Below are 21,665 nucleotides of genomic sequence, written 5' to 3'. Positions count from 1 at the left end.
CTGTGCCTCAAAATCGCCTGAGCTCAGGCTCCTACAGGTTATTTGGTAAATTGGGGAATGATATTTGCTTTTTCGATACTGTCGATCGGCAAAAGGTATTCGTTTTCACTATCTACACGCAGAACCACTTCATCACCCTCTACACCGGCCAGCAGTCCGCGCCACTTACGCTGCCCATCCAGAGGCATACGCAGGCGAACTTCAATCTGGGCGCCGATAAAGCGCTCGTACTGGGCCAGTTTATAAAGAGGGCGGTCGAGCCCTGGGGAAGAGACTTCAAGTGTGTACTTACTACTGATGGGATCTTCCACATCCAGTACAGCACTGGATTGGCGGCTCACTTTCTCGCAATCCTCAACGGAAATACCGTTTTCGGAGTCGATATAAATGCGCAGCAGCGCGTTGCGACCGTGGGTTTGGTACTCAATACCCCACAACTCACACCCCAGCGATGCCACCACCGGCGCCAGAAGCTCTTCCAGCAATTCGCGTTTGCTCGCCATTCTCGTCACCACATACAAAAAATGGGCCTACGGCCCACTTCGAAAAATATCTGCAACTTTTCTTGCAGATACGAAAAAGCCCCTGACGGGGCTTTGACCGCACATTCGTGCAGTCAGTGTGCACGAATGCAAAATTTGGTAGCGGGGGCAGGATTTGAACCTACGACCTTCGGGTTATGAGCCCGACGAGCTACCAGGCTGCTCCACCCCGCAACAACGAAAGCGCAATCAAAGTTTCCCTAAGGAAAGTTGGTAGCGGGGGCAGGATTTGAACCTACGACCTTCGGGTTATGAGCCCGACGAGCTACCAGGCTGCTCCACCCCGCAACAACAAATGCGCAATCAAATATTTTACCCGAAGGTAAAATTGGTAGCGGGGGCAGGATTTGAACCTACGACCTTCGGGTTATGAGCCCGACGAGCTACCAGGCTGCTCCACCCCGCAACAACTCCAAGAAACAAAGCCTGGTTGATCTTTGTTTCCCTGCGGTGGGACCTGCCCAACCACTCAAGAGGCTGCGCATTCTATTGGTGCTGACCCGGTGAGTCAAGCCGTAATTGGCATTTGTTTTCACCGGGGGGTTAAAGCCGTCTCTACCATCTCGCAAATCAGTATAGAAAAGGAAGAAAATCCCGCAAGCAGGCCACCTTCATATACCGTCTTCTTTCTTGCACAAGTACTTTTTATAAAAAGAACGAAGAGCAAAACTCTCTTAACAAGCCTCTGGATAAGCTAGCGAGTTAACTGGTGCACTATTGCTTTTCGAATTGGGGGAAAGCGATCACTGACTCGCAACACCATTTTGCGCAGCAACTTGGCCGGCAGGCGATCGTCAGTAAACAAATCCACCACCCTATTAGTTCCAGAGTAAATCGGCTTGGATTCAACCCGGTGCAGCATCTGGTAACGGGCCAAGGCCCGAGTCAGCTTGGCCGGGTTATATAGACGGCTAACACTATCCAGTTGACGAGCCAAAGTATCCGCACCGGCCAAGCCCAAATTAAATCCATGTGCGGTCACTGGATGCATCCCCACAGCAGCATCTCCCACCAAGGCAAAGCGCTCAGTGAAAAAGTGATGTGCATAGACCGCAACCAATGGATAACAGTGGCGCCCACCAAAAGCTTCGACACCGCCGAGCTGGGACGCGCTTTCGCGGGATACGTGCCCGGCAAACTCTTCATTACCCATCGCCATAATCTGGGCAGAGAGACTGGCGGGAACAGTAACCACGGCCGATGAAATATTTGCCTTGGGCAAAGGTAACAGCGCCAGTGTCGAGCCGTAGCGGAAACACTCCCGGGCAATACCATCGTGGGGTAATTCGGTGCGTACAGGGCCGACAATCGCCACTCGGCCAAAGTCGCGCATATCGGCGCCAATTCCCGCCATGCGTCGCACTTCAGAAAAACGGCTGTCGGCTGCAACCACCAGGGAAGCGCGCACGCCCTCCCCCTCTGCCAGTTCAAGATGACGCATGGCGCCACTCAATGTCATCCCGGTAACGGTCGAGTTATCGAGCAGCGTTATATTCTCAGTCTCCAAAACTGTCTCATATAAAATTCGCCGGATTGCAGAGTTGGAGACAATAAAACCCAGAGGCCCCCTCTCTCCCGGGCTAAAGTGGAGTGTCGAAGGGGAATTGCCGTCGACTACTTCGGCAGCATTTAGCGGGCTAATCTCTTCCGGGGATAATCTCTGCCAAGCCCCCAGTTCTTGCAGCAGCTTGTAGGATTTATGTGTCAGAGCAATCTCGCGGCCATCATCAACGGGAGCGGACAGCGCCGACTTATCCTGGCGCTCAATAATTGCCACCTGACACCCTTTGCGGGCGAGCATCACCGCCAAGGAAAGTCCCGCCGGTCCAGCACCTACGATAGCTACATCGGACTCCGTCATTTTCACACCCCTGATTTGCACGCAACAAATACAAGTCACTCTAGTGACTCACATCCGGGATAAACTGATCCAGATCAGGTTAAAGCCAATCCCAAGCCGCTCTACAGAGGTATAAATTGGTGAACTTTAGGGGTATAAAATATCACGCCCGCCACCAGCGCTTCTGAAAAACTGGAGCACCATGGAGTTCAAATATGGAACTTGAAATTCATTTCATTAACGCCTTTACCGACAAAGTCTTTCACGGAAATTCAGCCGGAGTTGTTGTTACTGAGGATTGGCTGGATGAAAATTTAATGCAGTCCATCGCTGCAGAAAATAATCTTTCCGAAACCGCGTTTCTGGTAAAACGCCCGGATACCAGTTATGGAATTCGCTGGTTTTCACCGTTAACGGAAATTGATTTTTGTGGTCATGCCACCCTGGCGTCAGCCCATGTTCTTTTTTCTCAAGACCCTCAATGCGAGCAACTCCAGCTCCATGCTGCCGCTGTGGGCAAAATGACAATAAGCCGAGGGGAAAATGGAATTATTTCCATGGACTTCCCACGAAGGGAGCCACAACCCATAGATCGCATACCGCCGGAATTACTGAAGGGGCTTTCAATAACACCAAGCCAGGTGTTACTTAACAACCAAGCTTACTTTGCCATCTACGATAGTGAGCGAGACGTTTTGGATGTGCAGCAGGATGCGAGCAGCCTGCGAAAGCTCGCCCCCTACGATGTGGTCGTTACGGCAAAATCCGATAGGTACGATTTTATCTCCCGATACTTCTGGCCATCCAATGGTGGTGCCGAAGATCCGGTGACCGGTTCTATTCACACAGGGCTAGCCCCTTACTGGTCACAAATTCTGGATAAGAAAAAGCTGATCGCCTATCAAGCCTCCAAGCGCGGCGGCCTGCTGAATTGCACCATCGCCGGGGACAGGGTCATTATCTCAGGCAAAGCAGTACCCTATTTGAGCGGGACCATACGGGTTTGATACCCCAAAAACCCACCGAGACATCCAAAATAAATCACAATTTCCCCCAATTACGATAAGTACAACTAAATAGAGGAGCATTGAGCAATGGAACAAAAAGGATCGTGCCTATGCGGCACTATTAACTTCGAAATTGAAGGTGACTTTGGGGGCTTCTTTCTCTGCCACTGTAGTTACTGCCGCAAAGATACCGGTTCAGCTCATGCAGCAAATCTATTCTTCGCATCAGCGAAACTTGAATGGCTATCCGGTGCAGAACAGGTCAAAACCTTTAAGTTAGCAGGGACGAGGCACAGCAAAAGCTTTTGCAATCAATGCGGTTCCGCAGTGCCACGAGAAGATCCTGAAATTGGCCTCTTAGCGGTTCCCGCTGGCAGCCTGGATCGCCCAATAGATGTAAGGCCTAATGCCCATATCTTTATGGCCAGTAAAGCCGAGTGGGACCGGGAACTGGAAACAGTACCTAAAGTAGACAAACTACCCCAGGCAGCTAGTGCGGACTCTGAATAGACCGGTTAATGATGGCTTTACTCGACCACAGTTGCTGCGATGATAAGGTTTCTCGCAGCAACTGAAGATCACATAGAGAGAATTAGCCAGGATGACCGTCAACGCGCGGCTGGAAAAGCACCGGGGTGTAATATAGTAAGAAAAGCGTGTAACCGACTACCCAGGCAATAATTGCTGCGAGCAAACCACTCGGGGCAGGTGCCCAAAAAACACGAGCGAGAGCAGATAACGCCAGGGCCATAAAAGCCAGGGGCATCAAGCGCGGCGCCTTCAATATCCGACCTGTGTGGCCGAGACTGACGCGGCTGGTCATAGACAAGATCAATCCGCCAATACCGCCAACGGCAAATGCGTGTAAAGCGGGACTCTGCCAGGAAGGGGCAATTTGGCTCCAGGCCAGAGCCGCGAGAAAACACCCCAAAATAACTAACCAGTAGCTCACATGCAGAGACCAAACCATCGGTTCTGCCCATATTTTTGTAGGGTGCCAGCGCACCACCCGGATCACCTGCAAAATACCCAGAGAGACCGCAAAAAAGGCCCAAACCATTTGCGGCAAACCAACAGCCACCGATAGCAACAAGCCCACCGCAGCAATATGGGTACCCCACTCTACAGCCGGTATCTTATCTCTTGGGCTCAAGTGAAAGCGGCGCGCCGTAAAGAAGGGTATAACCCGCCCACCGATTATCAGAATAATCGCCGTCACCAACAGCAAAGCCAGCAAGGCGATTCGGCTCTGTGCCCCTGGCAGCAACCAGTGGCTAGCGGACAATGCAGCAAACATCAGCATCGCAGGCAATACAAACATATTTCGCCACTGCTTGGTTCGCAACACCCTGGCTCCGAGCAAAAACGCTGAGAACAGGAAAAAGGAGACTTCAGCAATCACCGGCATCCAAATAGGGACCGCCGCCAACAGGTAACCCAAACGGGCCAAGAGCCACAGGCCGACCAAAGCAATAAGTTGGGTTCCCTTTGGCGAGGGGATACCAGTCCAGGTTTGCATGGCCGTGCCGAGAAAACCCACAACAACGGTAGCCGCGAACCCAAACAGCATCTCATGGGAGTGCCAGACTACCCCCATTCGAAAAGCCGGCATCTGCCAACCGAATAACTGCCCCTGCCAGATAACCAGGGCAACCATACTCCACAGAGCAGCTCCCCAGAAAAAAGGGCGAAACGGCATACGCCAAATAGGTGCAATAGACTCCGCGCGCGCGCGGTCAACGATAGGTATCAAAATCCATTCTCCTTACCAACTACGGGAACACCAGGCTCCCTACACAAATAATTCGCAGTACAAGACCACCCCGACAGGCCTGCTTTGCTTGGAGAATCAAAGGCGTCCTAAAAAAAGCAGGACACAGGGGTTTATCTGTCCGGCGGCGCCGCAACCTAGGCAAAAGCGCCGACTTTTCAGTCATCCGCATCAGTGCGGGATATCGCCCGAGATTCCATTTCCAGGGATTGGGAAAGAGCCCTATTCTCACTCAATTAACAAAAATAGTTAACAAAAAAATGAGTAGTCTGTGAATTATTCTAACTGGGGCGAAGAATCTTTTTCTGTGTAGATAACCTGAAAAAAAACCACACGTTTTATAGGGTTATTTCTATTTTCAGGAAAAACTGGGCAAAGGTGAAGTGGACTTGAAGTATCTCACAAGTTTACTCAAATTGGGAAGCACTTCCATTTACAGAAACATACACGGAGCCACCAATAAACAAACACTCAACCAGGAATAAAGCTTGAACCTACTTCCCTAGTAATTCAGTACTTATCTCTCATATACAAACCATTATATTTTCACCATAATTTTATATGGCAATCATTACACGGTGCCCAGTGCCGGCAAGATACAGCCTAAGTTAAAGATTTACGCCAGTCTGTGCAGTGGAGGAATTATGCTCATACCAGGCTATCTTATCGCGGCATCAACCTTACTATTCTGCTGCCAGGCCCTCGCAACCAACACTTATATCCTGTCACAACAGGGTATTGGCAATCGGGCTATAGGGGACCAAAGCGACCCAACCATCATTAACAATCTCATCATGCAAACACAAGATGGTGAATTTAATAATGTGGTGGCTCAGCAATCCAACGGCAATACTGAAGGATCTATTATCCAGTTGCAGAGAGGCGTATCAAACGAGCTAATGTCAGTCCAATCCAGCAGCCTGGGTAGCACGACATCAGTCTCCCAGCTTAATGTTCTCAACAAGGCCGAAACCTCACAGACAAGTACACTGTTTAGCACTATAAGCATCAGTCAGGAACAATCCTTAAATCATATTACGAGCATACAAAACCTTTCCACTGGTACAACTGCTAACATCTCGCAGATAGGAACCCTAAATTTTTCGGAATCTATCCAAGATGATGTTGCTCTTAGTGATGTCTCTATTAGCCAGTTAGGTAATTTTAATAGAGCTGAGATTATCGATAAAGAAAGTGGCATAGCAAACTCTGCCAGTATTATCCAAAGTGGAAGCCAGAATATTGATACTAGAATTATCCTGATACAGTCTCTGGGAACCAATAATCAAATTCAACAATTTGGCAATAACAACACTGCCCGGATAACAAATACTAACGGCGCCTTTAATACCAACTCAATAGTACAACTTACAGATTCCAGTGCTACTAGCATCCAAACAAGCAACTCTATTCAGGGATTTAACAGTTCCATCCAGCAAGGACAGAGTAATCACGCTTCTATAATTGTTAATCTTGCTCAAAACAACCAGGCCTTTACATCTCAAAGTGGAACAAACAACGGGTCCACAATCAACCAGATAAACATCAATAATTTTTCCGAGATAACACAAACAGGAACAAGTAATAGCGCCACGTCAATACAACTCGCTATTGAAGGGGCCAGTAGTGTTGTCACACAAAGTGGATCGGATAATAGTGCTGATATTAGTCAAAGTGGATCAGTCTCTGAGGCAGCTATAGACCAGGAATTTGATCAAAACACATTAATAGCCATTCAAGATGGCTTTAGTGCAAGACTACAGTTGCTGCAACAAGGCCTACAGAATCAAGTAAGTTCAACGCAGTCTGGTTATATTGATGATGCGGACATCATTCAACTGGGTGAGCTAAACACTATCAATCTCACTCAAACCGGCAGCTTTAATAGTGCAGAGCTACTACAACTAGGTACAGACAACTTTCTCCAGGTAATTCAATTGAGTTTTGGTGCTACTATCTCCATTTCACAGATTGGCAGTAACAATTCTGCGATATACATACAGTAGAGAAAGAGGCTAAGAAAAACCATATTATTTATTGCTCAGATTTTTTCTTTCTGGGAAACATCCCCTTTCACAAACAGCAAACTTACAATCAGTGCTGCAGCAGCCAAACACGCATTAACAGTAAATGCCCGATCAATACCTTCAGATAATTCCGGAGCCATCGCAACAACCGTTGTATTCATCGCCAGACCAATAGCACCGCCGATAATTTGGAACATATAAATTAAGGCCGCCGCCAAGCTTGCCCTGGCAGGCCCCAATACCGTAACCGCAGTAGTCGTTATCGTAGGAAAATATAAGCCTAATCCTATACCGAGAGTGAGCATTCCCGGTACCAGGTGCAGATAGTGATCGCGAACCACTAGGCCAGAAAGTAAAAACATACCCAAACCTAAAAAGAGTGCCGCTCCCGCTAAAATTAGGCGAGCCCCCAAAAATTCATATAACCACCCTGCTATATATGAGACTACCGCATAGGTAATCATCACCGGCAATAAACCCGCACCAGACCAAACTGCAGAATAGCTCAACTCCTTAATTAAAAATTGAGGAATATAAAGCAACATAGATACAAAAGTGACCGATAGAAGCAAAGTCACCACACAGATAGAAAAAAAGCGCCAATTAGTAGCTACATCCGGGGGAATAAGTGGGTCAGAGCGAGTATGAGACTCAACCCAGGCAAATACCAAAAAGAAAATCACCGATGTTACTAAAAGTCCAATCACTAAAGGACTTCTAAATCCTACATCGATAACAAAATCCAGAGATAACATTAAAGCCAAAAGGCTAATTGATAATGAGGCCATCCCCCAATAGTCAACCTTTTCATTGCTCTCATCGGGCTTATCATCTTCAATTACTTTCCAACCCACCAACATTGCCGCCAAAGCGATGGGTAAGTTAATAAAAAAAATCCAGCGCCAGCTAAGAAAATCTGTAAAGAAACCACCCAACAGTGGTCCTACAGAGTTCGCAAAGCCACACACCGTCATTATCAAACCGCCTGCCTGACCGGCGCGGTCATCAGGCATGATCTGATAGGTCATGCCGAGCACAGCGGGCCACATCAGAGCACCACCAACACCCATTAATGCCCGGCTTCCCAGCAGCATCCATTCATTGACGGCCAGACCACCCAAAACTGAGAAAAAGACGAAGATTGAGGTTCCAACAAAAAATAGCCGGCGCCGACCAAACATATCCGCCAAGCGCCCGCCAGTAACTATAAAAATCCCGAAAACCAATGCATAACCGTTAATCACCCACTGAAGAGTGGAGATATCTGCGTTAAAGTGTTTTTCCATTGCAGGGATAGCGACGGAGAAGGCCGTAAAATCATTGGCCACCAAAAAGACTGCCAAAGACAATGCTGTTAAGCCAATAATCTGTGATCGCGATAGCGGGGTCTTTGAGGCTGCCATAAATGCCAAACTTCACACTTTGCAAGTTATGCAATGGATATATAAGCTTGGACCAATGAAGGACCAACTGCAGCGTAAATTATCAGGCAACACCAAGTAACAGCCTAGTACCAAGGGGGTTCTCATAAACTTTATTACTAGATTCTCGGTGCTTTTCTCCTATATCCAGAATTACTTTCTTCCGCAATACTCTGATTAGGTCCCAGCTCAGGCATAGACAAGCATTAATGGCAACAACAATGGCTTGATGTCAGTGTAAGTCCGCAGTCTCACTAATCCTCATTCCATGTTTAGCAGATCGAATCAGTCCAAAAGAAGTATCCGGTAGCAGAAGTATTTAAAGCTATCAGCCGATGATCAATCAGGATTGATCGACAGGCTTGAGCGGGGCCCCTTCTCCAATTCTTATAAATCAAAGACTGACAGGATTTTCCCATCAAGGTGCTATCTTTAGCCATTACCATTCTCTCAATCAATCATGACCATCAGGCCCTGGCGAACAATACTTACTCATCAACCAAGTAAGAACTGGCAACACTGCTACTGAAGATCAAATTGAAAAAACAACCACTAACAACTTAATAAATCAAGCTCAGATTGGTGACAATAATAACGTTGAAGCAACACAATTTAACGGCAACAATAATTAAATAATGCCCACGCAGGCAGGAATTAACGATAGCATCACCACTACTTAATTTGGTAATAATACCGCGATTTCTCTGCAGTAAAGCCATGTGCCAATCTCTAGGAACTTGTATGTTCAGACAGCTATCTCCCAGAATCTATCATCCAACTCTCCTCCCAGCAGCCACATCCTAACACACTGAAAATATCAGATATTTTCCGACTTTAGTCCCAGTATCTCAGTGCTTTTTTCTCATTCCCCTGAGGAGTCTCATTGTCAATACTTTTTCCAAGGCTCCAATATCTGAAACGAGCTGGATTTCGACTTTTGGAGAGCCCAATCAAACGGATTACAGAGGAGAAATATCTATGACAAACGGTGAGCACTTATGCCCACCAGAATTTGGAATCATTGAGTCTTTTTTAGAAAGCCGCCAATGATCTTAGCCCCGGCATATCCAAGTACTAATGCCAATGACAATGGCTTGGAGCCAGTGCAAGTAAGCAGTCTCACTACTTCACTCACCATTTAGGGCCGATCAAATCACCCCCCAATGCCCAGCGGACGGTAGAGGCGGAATGTAGTCTCCGTTCGTTTACACCGAGATTGGATATGGATTTCACCTGTGTTGTACAGGAAGTACTGTGGACGTCATCAAAACGCCACAACGAATTGAAGTAAAGGAGTTACTTGTGAAGATCTTACCTATAGCCGTTACCACCCTATCCCTTGCCATCAGTGGTCTGATTCATGCAGATGACAATGAATATATCCTCTATCAAGAGGGTACGGGAAATACCGCAATGGGGGATCAAAGTGATCCCACTATTAGCAATAACCTGATTGAGCAAACCCAGATCGGCGATAATAATATTGCTGAAGCGTCACAATCTAATGGTAATACTAATGGAGTGATCATTCAGTATCAAGAGGGCGATACCAATGATGTTTTTGCCTTTCAGGATGGAACAACTGACTCCAGCGGAATCATGACCATTGTTGGGGATAACAATCAGGGAGCAACCCAGCAAACCTCTACTAGTAATACCACGATGGAATATACCATCACTGGCTCCAATAATACCGGCGGATCATTTCAAACTTTAACTTCAAACAGCATAATGGAATTCACGATAACAGGAGATAACAACATTGGTAGCTCCTTTCAACAAAACTCTGACTCTGTATCTTTGGTAGTTGATATCAATGGTAACGATAATATTGCATCAACTTTTCAGGAAGATAGTTCCAATACCAGTATTGTAATACAACAAACTGGTGACTCGAATATTGTTAGTGGTTTTGATGATGACGGAAGTGCTGATAATAGCGTTGTGAATATCCAGCAAGGAAACTCAAATACTATCAATTTTGTTCACGATGTAAGCTTTAACCAAAATGATACAATTGAACAATATGGAGACGACAACTTTTCTGGGTCATCTTCAAATAACACCAGTGATAGTACAAGTTATTTGTTACAGGTAGGCGATCAAAATAACTCCTTTATCCTATATAATGACTCGGCAAATATCACTGCCTCAATCATTCAAGAGGGCTCAAGCAATAATGCTGATACATTATTAAGTCAAGCCTTTGATAGTAATTCCTCAGTGACCCAAACAGGAGATAGCAACGACTCGTTACTTGCTCAAAGTGGGTCTTCTCACTATGCAGAAATCATACAAATCGATGATTTGAATACTATAGACGCTGAACAAAGCAGTTTTGATGCATATCTATACGCGGTGCAAAGTGGTGAAGACAACTTAATTAGCTCCTTGCAAGATGGAGACTCAGAGTCAGCTACTCTGAACCAAACAGGAAGTTTAAATGAAATAGATTTAACTCAGAGTGGACAGCAGGATACCGCTATTTTATCTCAGGATGGCAATAATAATTTCTTGATGGTCACGCAAACAGGCTTCAACGACAGCATTAATGTTACACAGCTTGGTGACAATAACAGCGCAACTTATATGCAGTAAGGTAAATTAGAGGGTCTACATAAATTATGTAGACCCTTGTAAGACTGCCCAATTATTAACGGTAATCTAAGTCATAACAGATATATATTTCTTCTTGGAGCAACTTATCCTTCAGCCTTTATTACTAGTATGTCAGTGCTTTTGTCCTATACACACAATGATGAATACTGCCAATACTAAGTAAGGACATTAACAAACACGATCATTGAGAAATGAGTGTTTGCTGATGTTTTTACAAATCACCTTACGAAGGAGGTAAATTCTCACCTATTAGGTGAATAAATAAGCAGCTAGAGAATCATTGAGTCCTTTTAGAGAAAGCCGCCAATGATCAAAGCCCCGGCATATCCAAGTACTAATGCCAATGACAATGGCTTGGAGCCAGTGCAAGTAAGCAGTCTCACTACTTCTCTCACCATTTAGGGCCGATCAAATCATCCCCAATGCCCGGCGGACGGTAGAGGCGGAATGTAGTCGCCGTTCGTTTACACCGGGATTGGATATGGATTTCACCTGTGTTGTACAGGAAGTACTGTGGACGTCATCAAAACGCCACAACGAGTTGAAGTAAAGGAGTTACTTGTGAAGATTTTACCTATAGCCGTTACCGCTCTATCCCTTGCCATCAGTGGTCTGGTTCATGCAGATGACAATGAATATATCCTCTACCAGGATGGTACCGGCAATACCGCCAGCGGGGATCAAAGCGACCCCACCATTTTTAACAACCTGATCGAGCAGACCCAAATTGGTGACAATAACGATGCGGATGCTACACAAACAAATGGAAACACCAATGGAGTGATTATCCAGTATCAAGAAGGAAATAATAATACTTCACTTGCCGATCAAGATGCTACTACCGATTCAACGTCAGAAGCATACCTCACTGGTGACGACAACAATTCAGATACCAGTCAGACATCTACCAGTAATAGCACTATAAGCGTCTTTGTAACGGGAAATAGTAATAATGGAGGGGGCACTCAAGATATAACTTCTGACACATCCCTGATTATTACTATAGAGGGGGATAATAATATTGTTAGTCCACTTCAGGAAAATGTATCCAACAGTTCAATGAATTTTACTTTTGTCGGCGATGGTAATATCGGCAGTTCACTCCAGGAGAACTCCGATTCTGCAACACTGATTTCGGAAACTTATGGTGACGATAATGTTGTTACTACTACCCAAGCCGATAGTTCAAGCACCACTGTACTGATTTTCCAAACCGGAAATGGCAATTTAGGCGCCACAGGGGATCAGGATGGCAGCGCCAACAATACAGGTACAATTACACAAGTAGGAAATTCTAATACCGGTGTATTTGCTCGTTTCACAAGCTTTAGTCAAAGCACCACAATCGATCAGTTTGGAGACAGTAACCTTACTGATACTTCTGCCACAGACTCAAGCAATAGCACAGGAATTGTGCTACAACAGGGAGATGGAAATATTAGCGCCACTCTATTACAAACAGTATCTGATAACAGTTATAACGTCTCCCAAATCGGTGATGGAAACTTCGCATTTCTTACCCAGTCTGGATCAAGTCATACTGCTGAGATCATTCAGATGAGTGATTTAAATGAGATAAATGCAGATCAACAAAGCTTTGATAACGACCTTTACTCCCTGCAAAACGGTGAGGACAACCTAATCAACTCATTGCAGGATGGCGATAGTGAAACGGCAACGCTAGATCAAGTGGGAACTTTAAATGAAATAGACCTTACCCAAAGCGGACAGCAGGATATTGCCACCCTATCTCAGGACGGTAACAACAACTTCCTAATGGTTACTCAAACCGGATTTAGCGATACCATTAGTGTCACCCAGCTGGGTGATAACAACAGCGCCACATTTATTCAGTAAAGTAAAACAGGTGGTTTCCCAATACCAATGGGAGGCCATCTCCAGATACAACGCTTAAAAATAAATAAGAAAAAAAGGGCTATGAAATTCTAGATATCTCCATATAAACTGTATTCATGATAGAAGTACTCACTTCAAGAAACTGCTATTTGCTGTTCAGTCATAGAAAGGAGTTATCATGCACACCAAGGTTGGTATTTGCACCGTTCTAGTTTCATTCTCTGCCACATTTTCACTGGCTGAAAACAATAATACTTTCCTCTATCAGGAGGGAAGTGATAATAGTGCCACTGCCGATCAAGGCGACATTACCAGTATTGGCAACCAGATTACGCAAATACAAATTGGTAACGATAACTCACTAGAGGCAACACAGAGCGACAGCAATTTGCGTGGCTCCATATTACAAACGCAGATCGGTGATAGTAACAACGCCTTTGCTTCACAAGAAGGCACAAGAGATACAAGTTCCAGTGGTTACCAGATTGGTAATAACAACCAGGGAAGCTCATTACAAGGCTCAGTTACCAACAGTCAGTTCAACTATACCCAGTTGGGCAGTCAAAATAGCGCTCAAGGCGTCCAAACGGATTCCGACAATGCTTCTATTTCCATCGCTCAAGAGGGCACAGGAAATACAGTTACTAGCTCACAGGACACTATTACCAGGGGAGAAATGCAGTTTTACCAAACCGGTATTAGCAATAAATCTACAGTAGCGGATTCCAATAACGGCTCTGATAACGGATTAACTTCTACCCAGAGCGGGGACAGCAATCAAAACAATGTGTTTCTTAACGCGACAAACTCCGCAACAGATCATCTCCAGCAAACTGGTTCAGACAACCAGATTTTCCTGGTCCACAGTATCAGTGACAATGATACAGTAGAGATTCTGCAAGCTGGGACGCAACAAACGCTCAATATTAGTCTTATCTCTACGGCTGATAATGAAGTCACTATTAATCAATTAGGTAGTAGTAATATTGGTACCTTAAATTTGAGCGGCACAAGTAACGGAACGCAACTGCAACAGGATGGATATCTTAATAGTGTCAATCTTGCTCAGGGTGGAGAGGGAGTTAACCTATACGCCCATCAAATAGGTAGTAATAATGAGCTGGATCTAACCCTGGGTGGGCGACAAAATACTGCCACACTCTCCCAATTTGGTAACAGCAACTATATCTATTTGATGCAAACAGGAATTAATAGCAGCATTAACATATTGCAACTTGGCAGTAACAATAGCGCAAGCTATCAACAGCAGTAGGCTGCGCCTTAGGAGTCACCAACTACAAGAAGTCAGGAGAGAAAGAAAAACTGTATTTAAGGCTGTATGAGCTGTGGATGCCAAATACGAGCTTACCGATGTGCATTCACAGCAGCCCTCAGAAACAGTGTATTCCTTCTGGATCAGTAGTACACGTAAACATCAGCTTCCTCTTTTGAACCAAAGAACATTGTATGTCGAAACGAACAAAAACCTACTGATCTTGCCCCTTTTAACGGACACCTCGTCTGTTTGACTTTGGTGCCCGTTAAAAGGGGCAAGATCATAGGCCGACGAAGAAAGTGAATTGTTTACACAATGACTGATAAGTTAGTCACATAAACTATATTTTAGTTTATTTTATTTTCTATTTATTGAGATCGATTCTCAAATTTGTTTATACTGCGTGCGCTCTGGAATGATTCCGGGATGGCAGATGGTATAGCAGGGCTTTTGCTTGCTATAAAGTTGTATTTAACATGGATGTTGCGGCGTAGTAGTAAGATGGAGGCAGTTTCAGGGATCGACACAGGATTGCATGTGCTGGTTGCCATAGCGCGTTTCGATCAATTGCCTGCTGAGCCTGATCAACTTTTCCACCAGTTTGGTCATGAAGGACAATCCTTTTCTGATACCCAGCTCCTACAAGCAGCCAAGGTTCTTACGTTAAAGGCCAAGCAGCTAGCGTCTGATGTCAGCGATCTGAGTAATGTCATGCTGCCCGCTATCGCTAAGGCACACGATGGCAGTTATTTTATTGTGGCATGCCTATCCGATGGTGAGGCATCTGCTGATTTCCAATAATGTCCAAGTGGATATTATTGATGTAAGAAAACCACCCACTTCCGCTAAGAAAGAAAAACGTCGAACTACCGTAAAGCTATGGATGAAATCAGAATCTATAGTACAAATTACAAGGACATTGGATGTTTACAGCCGAGCCGTACAAAACTGGAATATTGCTTACAATATCGGGCAGTTTCAAGGTATTAACCACTAAAAAATGCAGCTATCCGGAAGAGATGAACCATAGGCTTTAATATTAAGGAAAAAGTATAATTTGATTTATACAACAACAGCTAATGAAAGAAAATGCTACCAGCCACGTACTCGAGAGCCTTATATAAGCTACTGATCTTGAACGCTTTTTACTTTATGTGAAAGTACAGTAGAACTCTACCAGAATCTAATCACAAAAAAGGAAGCTCATATATTTAACATACAAGCTCCCAATAGACAACTGATTGATAAATTTTATAGACAAGTTAAATAAAGCCCGCTATGAAATCCTACAAGATGTAGCCACCAGTTTAAGAGACTTTGAAAAAAGACTCGCTCGAAAAAAATTTTCAATCCAGGCAATCTGGATCTTTAGTGAGATATTCATTGTTTACCCAAATATTAGTACCACTGCAATCAGGGTCAACTGTATCCCTCAGATCAAAAGGATCATTATCAAAAGAAGAGTTCGCAGAAATAATATTGAAGTTGGAATTAGTAAAAATAAGAACTATACCACCATCTTGGCTATCACCGTTGCCATTGTCCGTAGTTGTATTCTGTGATATCACATTATTTGACGATCCTTCTATTAGAATACCAGCCCCTCCATTTCCACTTGAAGTGTTGTTAAAAACTCGTGAAAAACTATCATCCACCTGGATTCCGTCGGCAACACTACCTGTTACAGTACAGCCAGAAAAAGTATTGTAGTCATCATCCATATCAACTCCGACTCTACCACTATCAGTAATAACGCAGTCATTTATAGTATTATAAATACTATCTATATCTATCCCATCATTAACACTATTAACAACTTCGGTATTAAGTACTTTGTGATACCCCTCTCCCTCTAAGAAAACTCCATCAAAACAGCCATCAATAACGCCTCCAGTGAGGGTGGCGCCATTGCCTTCGATTCGAATTCCTGCACCACCTAGGTCTCCTCCTGTAGTACAGGTCAGGGAATAGTCGCCCATATTTAAGCTGCCACTTGGGCCGACAATAGTAAGTGCATCAGGTTCATCGGTTGTTAGATCACAAGATAAGTCCTCAGTAAGCACTTCTGCAGTTGTAATTACATCGCCACAAGCCACTTCAGCCAAGGTAATTGATGAATATGAAGACGCCGAAAAAGCCATTATCGCTAATAGTGCCACCTTATCTACAGATTGCTTAATTTTCACATCCAACTCCTATCAGTTCAGAAAAAATAATATACCTCAGCACAGAGATACTGAGTCCCCTAAGTTTGGATGCAATAATAACTTCCACCATAAGAAAAATTGCCCAAAGTAATTGACGTTCGAATGAATAAAAAAACCTAGTCATTCCTTTGAAGAATCTAACGCAGCTAAATCGACAACAAAGATTAAAAACAGAACCCTAAGCTGGCGCAATTACTTTCTAAGTATTACTAACATTTAATCCAGAACACCATACTCTGATCCAACTTGGGAAAGTACGATTTTATTCGTCAGCTAGTGTATGCAGCTTATTAGGAAAGACTTAGATTATTTATATAAAACTTACTCATGATAGAAGTACTTGCTCCGGAAAACTATTACTTAATGTTCGGTCATAGAAAGGAGTTATCATGTACACCAAGGCTGGTATTTACGTTGCTCTAGCTTCACTTGTTGCCACAGATTCTTAGGCTGAAACAAATATTAAATCACTGCATCAGTAGGGTAGCGCTAACAGTGCCACTACTGACCAAAGCGATATTACTAGTATTGGCAACCAGATCATACAAATACAATTCGGCGATGATAACGATACCTTTGCTTCTCAGGAAAATACAAGAGACACAAGCTCCAGTGGCTAACAGATTAGCAATAGCAACCAGGGAAGTTCACTACAAGACTCCATTACTAACAGCCATTTTAACTATATCCAGTTAGACTATTAAAATAACGCCCAAGGTGTTCAAACCTACTCTAAAAATGCTTCAATTTCTGTCTATCAAAAAAACACAGAAAATTCTGCCACTAGTTCACAAGGTAATATTATCAATGGAGAAATGCAATTTCATCAGATAGGACTTAGTAACAAACCAACAATAATAGATTCAAACAATAGCTCTAATAATAGTACAATTTCTGCTCAAAACGGTGATGCCAATCAAAACCAGGTGTTTATTAGCACGACAAACTCGGCAATAGACTATATCAAGAAAGTTGGTGCGGACAACCAGGTTTTTCTAATTCACAGTACTAGTGATAATGACAAAGTAGAGATTATACAAGCTGGGGCCAGGCAGACTATCGATATTAGTCTTATCTCTACAGCTAATAATAAGGTCATTATTAATCAACTCGGCAGTAGTAATATTGAAACAGTGGATTTGGGCGGTACAAGTTGCGAACTGTAACTACTGCAGGAGGGATATATTAATAGTGTAAACGTCACTCAGAGTGGAGAAGAGACTCACCTCTACACTCACCAAATAGGTACCGATCATGGGCTCAGTCTAATCCAGAGTGGGAGACAAAATACTGTCGAACTCTCCCCAATTGGTAGCAATAACTTTATACTAATGATGCAAACTGGGGGTTAATAGCAGTGCCGACATGCTACGAATAGGTGGTGACAACAGCGCAAACTACCAGCAGCAATAATCTAGCCCTTTCAAGGTTGTCTCGAAAGCTGTACTGATCGGTGAGCTGATGTGATCATCAGGGCGCAACCTCCCTATATTCTTGTCAATCTATAAAATATAGATCAGCCCAGTACGTAGTCAGTCAAAACGCAAACTCGACTTTATTCCTAACTTTGCCAAACTAAATTCTCATAGCTACATACCAATTCATCGACAAAAATTAAAGTAGCCTTTGATTGATCTGACGCTATAAATCAAATGGCTAACAACCCAACCTATGGCTTTAAACCATATCATCGTGTAGTAGAGTGATATTTTTTATGTACTAGCCTCCACTTAAGATTCCCAATCATTATTGACCGCACATAATTTTTCGTAGAAACACGAAAAACACTCTGCCTTTATATGGATGTTAAAGGCAGAGTATATGCTTACCACCCAAAGTCCAAATTGGTAAAGGAGTTATCCAATGAAGACCTATTCCCTTATAGCCACGGCCTTATCCTTTATGATCAGTGGGATTTCCTATGCGGAAAATACTGTCATCCAGAACCAGATGGGTACAGATAATAACGCGACAGCTGATCAAAGTGATCCGACCGTATTTGATAACCTTATTGTGCAAACACAAATTGGTGATAACAACGACGCTGATGCCAGTCAAACTAATGGCAATGTCAGCGGCGCCATTTATCAAACACAGCAGGGGGATAATAATAGTGTCACCTCGACACAAGATGCCACAACCAGCACTACGGCATCAGCACTCCAGGTCGGGGATAACAATATCGTTTTAACCAGTCAGGAAACCGCTTCAAACGGTAGCAGTGAAATCCTCCAGAATGGTGACACTAACTTTGCCAGCTCTGAACAAACCTCCTCAGATTCTGATTCTATTTCAATCAGCCAGTATGGCGATCAAAACCTGGCTACTAGTACTCAAGACACGAGTTCCAGCAATATTGTAGTCATTACCCAATCCGGTGACTTAAATATTTCAACTACATTGCAAAACACAGCAAGCTCTGGTAACAGCGCTACCACAATTCAATTCGGGCAACAAAATGCTGCTGGGATATCTCACCTTAACTCCTTTACCAATTCAGACTTGATAAGTCAGGTTGGTGATTTCAACAATGCCTCAATTAACAGAAACACCTCAAGTTCCGATAGTGCTATCGTAGTACAGTCCGGAGACTCCAATTTTGCCAGTGCTACTAGTTTTGATACTGCAGACAATACATTATCCATCTACCAATATGGGGATAATCAATCAGCGGTTGCCACACAAAGTAGTGCTTTTGAAAGTAACATTTATATTAGCCAAAGTGATGACAATAATATGGCTTTGGCAACACAATCAGGAGCCAGTGACAACATTGAAATTTATCAGTCAGGCTCATCCAATATGGCTACAGCCTTACAGGCGTCGACTGACAATAGCTCCAATATTATTTCCCAGGACGGTACACAAAACGATGCTACTGTCACACAAAGTGGTTCATCGGATACATCCTCTGTTGAACAAATTGGAAATATGAATATGGTTTCAGCTAGCCAATCAGCATTCAGTGGCTCACTGGATATCACCCAGGAAGGTGATGAGAACGAAATTACCTCAACACAGGATGGAGATATGGAGACAGCAACCATGCTGCAGGCAGGTAACTTGAATTTGATTGAGTTGGCCCAGAGCGGCATGCAAAACACTGCAACATTATCTCAAGACGGTAGCAGTAACTACATATCGGTTACGCAAACTGGCTTTAATGATGCTATCAGTGTTACCCAACTTGGAGACGGCAATAGCGCTACATTTATACAGTAGACTGATAGAGACTTTCGTTAAGGTGCCCTTTGGGCATCTTAACCTACTCAATATGCAAAAGTTAATGAGCACATCGCCTAAACATCACCATATGCTGTCATAGAGATTTTGTAGTCAAGGAGTATCTTATGAAAATCTCTTCCTTCCTTACCGATTCCCTGGCGCTGACCATCAGCAGTGCTGCTATCGCCGAGAATGATTTTATTACTTCACAGCAAGGTGGGGCCTTTCTGAGCACCGCTGTAACACAAAATGGCAGTACCATGAGGCAGACAATACCCATACGGATCTGAGAAATTTGATGATATTAATCCAGATTGGCTGCTGTCATTCAGAAGAAATTTCACAAAGTGTATGTAAACCAAACCTCATTTACGTTACAAATTGGTAATGCCAACTTTGCCAGTGTGCAGCAATAGTTATATCCAAAACTCACAGGATTAGGCTCTGTATGCAGTATCGTTCATCGGCAGAGCCTCAAGTGGATATCAGTGGTCAATTCGATTTACAAGGAGGAAGCAGTAACTGAACGGACAATGATTTAGGGATTTTTAGTTTAAAGGAGTAACTTATGAAAATCTCACCACTTATCTTTAGCTCACTTGCGTTGGCAATCAGCAGTGTGGTTTTTGCCGAAAACAATTTTGTAATCCAAAACCAAACTGGCATAGGTAATACCGCCACAGCCAATAATGCAGACTCTGATGTTAACAACAGCTTAATAGTACAAACTCAAATTGGAGTCAATAACAGCGAGGATGCCCTCCAAATTGATGGAACCAGTGAAAGCACCATCGTGCAAAGCCAGATCGGTGTCGCCAATGACAGTGAGACTGCCCAGGAAAATACCAGTAATGGGCATATCAACACTTCTCAGACAGGGGATAGTAACAGCGCTAATGCAGGCCAGGGAAGCTCATCAGACGGATCGATTATCGTCAATCAAATCGGCGTATCGAATACCGCTACCTCCCAACAGGTTGTGACCTCTTCAATCTCATCACTCACCACTCAATTGGGAGAACAAAACTCTGCGGAAATTTACCAGGAGAATATAAGTTCTGCTAGTGGCACACTTCAACAATTTGGAATATCAAATACGGGGAATATTCTGCAACTGCTAAGGTCTGGTAGCACTGGAACTCTGCTTCAGGTCGGATCATTAAATACAGGCCGTATTGACCAAATCGACAGCGACACCACTCAAGGGTCTATTACCCAAATTGGAGGTAATAACTATGCGAAGATTTCTCAGCTGGATGCCAATTCTGATAGTGCAGAAGTATTACAAACTGGCACTCAGAACTCCGCTGAAACTACCCAGACTATTAGTAACTCTAATAGTGTATTTATTGCCCAGCTAGGAACCTTAAATACAGCAACTACTAACCAGAATCTATCTGAAGATGGCTCCCTAATTATTACCCAAGGCGGTTCAGGAAATAGTGTTGAGGCCGACCAAAATACACTGATAAGTAGTGGTGAGATTGCTCAGCTCGGAAGCCAAAATGCAGTGGATACTGATCAGTTAGGACTTGATGTACACTTACTGGTTGCACAGATCGGAACAGCTAATACCGTCAGCCTACAGCAGGATGGCACTATTCTCAGTGCAGATGTTGCCCAAATTGGCAATTCTAATGAAGCAGTGATCTCACAAAGTGGCCTGAATAACTCCCTCACACTCCTACAAATTGGCGAAGGGCATTACAAGGAGATATCACAATCTGGTGAAGGTCATTCCTCTTTTACGATCCAAATCGGCAGCGCCAACTTTGCCCAGATCACACAGTAGGAATATACCGGCACCCCTATTTTTAATCAGCCCTTGAATATTTTTCAATACCATGCCGCCAATATCCTTTGCGATATTCGG

17 protein-coding genes and 3 tRNA genes are annotated in these 21,665 nt (G+C 44.0%); 11 read left to right on the top strand and 9 right to left on the bottom strand.

What is annotated here, in order from left to right; all coding sequences use genetic code 11:
• Positions 1 to 38: 38 nt before the first annotated feature.
• The 5 genes from rimP to ubiM all read right to left on the bottom strand — a co-directional run bounded on the left by rimP (position 39) and on the right by ubiM (position 2,403).
• Entirely contained in the window at positions 39 to 503 is a 465-nt protein-coding gene (rimP, locus tag ACJJI3_RS21125; protein WP_108734364.1) for a ribosome maturation factor RimP, read from the bottom strand.
• A gap of 136 nt (positions 504 to 639) precedes the next feature.
• Positions 640 to 716: transfer RNA gene (locus tag ACJJI3_RS21120), tRNA-Met, on the bottom strand.
• A gap of 37 nt (positions 717 to 753) precedes the next feature.
• Positions 754 to 830 (bottom strand) — tRNA-Met (locus ACJJI3_RS21115).
• A gap of 41 nt (positions 831 to 871) precedes the next feature.
• Positions 872 to 948, bottom strand: a tRNA-Met gene (locus ACJJI3_RS21110).
• A 288-nt stretch (positions 949 to 1,236) separates the two neighbouring features.
• Entirely contained in the window at positions 1,237 to 2,403 is a 1,167-nt protein-coding gene (gene ubiM, locus ACJJI3_RS21105) for a 5-demethoxyubiquinol-8 5-hydroxylase UbiM (protein ID WP_444940849.1), read from the bottom strand.
• A 194-nt stretch (positions 2,404 to 2,597) separates the two neighbouring features.
• Between ubiM and ACJJI3_RS21100 the strand changes: the two genes are divergently transcribed.
• Together ACJJI3_RS21100 and ACJJI3_RS21095 are read left to right on the top strand one after the other, a co-directional pair.
• Complete coding sequence (locus ACJJI3_RS21100; protein WP_444940848.1) at positions 2,598 to 3,389, top strand: PhzF family protein; 792 nt, start codon at positions 2,598 to 2,600, stop codon at positions 3,387 to 3,389.
• A gap of 87 nt (positions 3,390 to 3,476) precedes the next feature.
• On the top strand, positions 3,477 to 3,899 hold the full coding sequence (locus tag ACJJI3_RS21095) for a GFA family protein (RefSeq protein WP_444940847.1): 423 nt from the start codon (positions 3,477 to 3,479) through the stop codon (positions 3,897 to 3,899).
• Positions 3,900 to 3,981: 82 nt separating this feature from the next.
• Here ACJJI3_RS21095 and ACJJI3_RS21090 read toward each other — a convergent pair whose 3' ends face one another.
• Positions 3,982 to 5,142 (bottom strand): NnrS family protein, encoded by a 1,161-nt coding sequence (locus ACJJI3_RS21090; RefSeq protein ID WP_444907373.1) that lies wholly within the window; start codon positions 5,140 to 5,142, stop codon positions 3,982 to 3,984.
• 662 nt (positions 5,143 to 5,804) lie between these two features.
• Between ACJJI3_RS21090 and ACJJI3_RS21085 the strand changes: the two genes are divergently transcribed.
• The gene (locus ACJJI3_RS21085) at positions 5,805 to 7,166 is read left to right on the top strand and encodes a hypothetical protein (RefSeq protein WP_444940846.1); all 1,362 of its coding nucleotides are present in this window, start codon (positions 5,805 to 5,807) and stop codon (positions 7,164 to 7,166) included.
• 35 nt (positions 7,167 to 7,201) lie between these two features.
• Here ACJJI3_RS21085 and ACJJI3_RS21080 read toward each other — a convergent pair whose 3' ends face one another.
• Positions 7,202 to 8,590, bottom strand: coding sequence for an MFS transporter (locus ACJJI3_RS21080; protein WP_444940845.1), 1,389 nt, complete (start codon positions 8,588 to 8,590; stop codon positions 7,202 to 7,204).
• Between the two features lie 578 nt (positions 8,591 to 9,168).
• Positions 9,169 to 9,327, bottom strand: coding sequence for a hypothetical protein (locus ACJJI3_RS21075; RefSeq protein ID WP_444940844.1), 159 nt, complete (start codon positions 9,325 to 9,327; stop codon positions 9,169 to 9,171).
• A gap of 535 nt (positions 9,328 to 9,862) precedes the next feature.
• Here ACJJI3_RS21075 and ACJJI3_RS21070 point away from each other — a divergent pair.
• The 4 genes from ACJJI3_RS21070 (at position 9,863) to ACJJI3_RS21055 (ending at position 15,161) form a co-directional block, all read left to right on the top strand.
• Complete coding sequence (locus ACJJI3_RS21070; RefSeq protein WP_444940843.1) at positions 9,863 to 11,206, top strand: hypothetical protein; 1,344 nt, start codon at positions 9,863 to 9,865, stop codon at positions 11,204 to 11,206.
• A 582-nt stretch (positions 11,207 to 11,788) separates the two neighbouring features.
• Positions 11,789 to 13,084, top strand: coding sequence for a hypothetical protein (locus tag ACJJI3_RS21065; protein WP_444940842.1), 1,296 nt, complete (start codon positions 11,789 to 11,791; stop codon positions 13,082 to 13,084).
• Positions 13,085 to 13,262: 178 nt separating this feature from the next.
• Positions 13,263 to 14,357 (top strand): hypothetical protein, encoded by a 1,095-nt coding sequence (locus ACJJI3_RS21060; RefSeq protein WP_444940841.1) that lies wholly within the window; start codon positions 13,263 to 13,265, stop codon positions 14,355 to 14,357.
• Between the two features lie 429 nt (positions 14,358 to 14,786).
• Entirely contained in the window at positions 14,787 to 15,161 is a 375-nt protein-coding gene (locus ACJJI3_RS21055; protein ID WP_444940840.1) for a cysteine peptidase family C39 domain-containing protein, read from the top strand.
• A gap of 545 nt (positions 15,162 to 15,706) precedes the next feature.
• Here ACJJI3_RS21055 and ACJJI3_RS21050 read toward each other — a convergent pair.
• Positions 15,707 to 16,546 carry a right-handed parallel beta-helix repeat-containing protein gene (locus ACJJI3_RS21050; protein ID WP_444940839.1) on the bottom strand — a complete coding sequence of 280 codons (840 nt, stop codon included), beginning with the start codon at positions 16,544 to 16,546 and terminating at the stop codon, positions 15,707 to 15,709.
• Between the two features lie 836 nt (positions 16,547 to 17,382).
• On the opposite strand from ACJJI3_RS21050, the gene ACJJI3_RS21045 reads away from it, so the two are divergent.
• The 4 genes from ACJJI3_RS21045 to ACJJI3_RS21030 all read left to right on the top strand — a co-directional run bounded on the left by ACJJI3_RS21045 (position 17,383) and on the right by ACJJI3_RS21030 (position 21,584).
• On the top strand, positions 17,383 to 17,733 hold the full coding sequence (locus ACJJI3_RS21045) for a hypothetical protein (protein WP_444940838.1): 351 nt from the start codon (positions 17,383 to 17,385) through the stop codon (positions 17,731 to 17,733).
• Positions 17,734 to 18,430: 697 nt separating this feature from the next.
• Positions 18,431 to 19,789 (top strand): hypothetical protein, encoded by a 1,359-nt coding sequence (locus ACJJI3_RS21040; RefSeq protein ID WP_282931393.1) that lies wholly within the window; start codon positions 18,431 to 18,433, stop codon positions 19,787 to 19,789.
• A gap of 128 nt (positions 19,790 to 19,917) precedes the next feature.
• Positions 19,918 to 20,082: a hypothetical protein gene (locus tag ACJJI3_RS21035; protein ID WP_444940837.1), complete on the top strand. Its 165-nt coding sequence runs from the start codon at positions 19,918 to 19,920 to the stop codon at positions 20,080 to 20,082.
• Positions 20,083 to 20,360: 278 nt separating this feature from the next.
• Positions 20,361 to 21,584 (top strand): hypothetical protein, encoded by a 1,224-nt coding sequence (locus ACJJI3_RS21030; protein WP_444940836.1) that lies wholly within the window; start codon positions 20,361 to 20,363, stop codon positions 21,582 to 21,584.
• Positions 21,585 to 21,665 lie beyond the last annotated feature (81 nt).

The organism is Microbulbifer maximicatervae (SeqCode) (assembly GCF_052466985.1).
Note: the sequence above shows the minus strand (reverse complement) of the source record. Positions and strands in the feature narration are given on the sequence as shown.